Annotated in this window: 1 protein-coding gene and 1 pseudogene; both read right to left on the reverse strand. The window is 59.8% G+C overall.

The window, feature by feature from the left end:
- Window positions 1-966, reverse strand: a 966-nt coding sequence (locus tag AWB82_RS39325; protein WP_407643090.1) for a recombinase family protein, incomplete at its 3' end; no start/stop codon positions are given.
- Window positions 940-1208, reverse strand: a pseudogene (locus tag AWB82_RS39330) (recombinase family protein); the annotation flags it as partial. The gene AWB82_RS39325 and the pseudogene AWB82_RS39330, both read right to left, overlap by 27 nt.
- Between the last annotated feature and the right edge of the window lie 395 nt (window positions 1209-1603).

Genomic DNA, 1603 nt, shown 5'->3' on the forward strand with positions numbered 1-1603 from the left:
GCGCAGGCATTGCAGTGCAGTGGATGGCCGCGCAATCCGCGAATCGGTGGAGTCGCGTTGATCGGCGGCACTGATTGCCTGACGTCCTTGACGTTCGTCTATATAGGGATCGTGGCAAGCGAGATGCCGTTGGCGCCGGTCACGGTGTGGTGATGCTGACCTGGGCATGGAAGTTTGCTCGGCCTGTTGTGCTGCTTCGATCGCCAATGGCTCCACGACACGTAGCAACTCCTCGCCGATTGCGGCATCGATACGTGAGCCGCCGAACGTCATGCATCGCGGCGGCATGTCGAAGCGATTGCATCGGTAGACTGCCTGCGGAATGCGCCCAGTATAGGCCACTGACAGGCGACGCCCGCAACGTGCGCAGGCAAGCAGGCCAGCAAGAAGCGCGCGCCCACCACGGCCGGATTTTACGTCGCCAGCCTTGCCGTAGGCATTGGCTGCAAGCTTCTCCTGGTTGCGCTCGAACTCGGCCCAGTCGATATAGCCGTCGTGATGCTCCCTGAGCATGACGTCCCAGGCCTCAAACGGCTTGCGGTGCTTGTAGCTCTTGCGCGCGCGACCTTCGACGATCGTCATCTGCTTGCCGCTCTTGCCATACGCGTAGACACCAGCATAGAACGGATTCTTGAGCACGGAGATCACGTTACGATATCGGATCGGGGTCCAATCGAAGTGCGTCAGCGTTCGGCCGTCGGACGGGCGCGGGAAGTGAACCTGCTCGGCCCTCATCGACAACAGGACCTGCCGCGCACTACCCAGTTGCTGGAAGCGGGTGAAGATCAGGCGTATGACTTCCTGTAACCGCGCATCTGGATCGAAACCCAGACCAACGTCACGATGCCAGACATAGCCAACCGGCACGCTGATACGCAACTCGCCACGCTGTGCCTTCTCGCGTTTGGCGTCAAGCATGCGCGTTCGAAGCACGTTGAGTTCGAACTCGCTGATGCTGCCCTTCATGCCAAGTAGCAGCCGGTCATTTGCTCGACAGGGATCGTATACACCGTCGAGATCGATTACTCTCGCTTCAACGAGACCACAGAGTTCGAGCAGATGATGCCAGTCAGCCCGTTACGGGCAAGACGTGAGGCATCCAGGCAAAGCACCGCACCGACGTCGCCTGCGCACAACAATGCGACCAGGCGATCGAAGCCCGGCCTCGCAACCGTGCCGCTTGCCGAGCGCCCCAGATCATCATCGATGACTTCACGTCGCGAAAGCCACGGCGCTTTGCTTCCTGAACGAGTTCATACTGTCGGCGCTGGCTCTCGACGTTCAGTTGGACCTGCGCCTGGGTCGATTGCCGGACATAAACCACGGCCTTGCGTTTGAGAAGATCTGCGGGCAAACGATCAAAGTTCGTCATCGTCACACTCCTTCGAAGTCTTGATGCCGGCGGCCCGCATCAGCAGAATCGCAAGATGACTGAGTGCGTTTGCTCGTTGCACCATGCTCATCCCCTGGAGCTCGGGCGCATCGAACGTTATGCTCATCTGCTGCGGTATCGACTGCGACGATTGGAGTTATTGTCAAATCTGGTGTTTGCCAGGCGGGGCCCGGTCAGGCGGCAAGCGGTTGCTGAGCCGGTGTGCTGTCG

The sequence above is a fragment of the Caballeronia glebae genome (genome assembly GCF_001545035.1).
Classification (GTDB): Bacteria; Pseudomonadota; Gammaproteobacteria; order Burkholderiales; family Burkholderiaceae; genus Caballeronia; species Caballeronia glebae.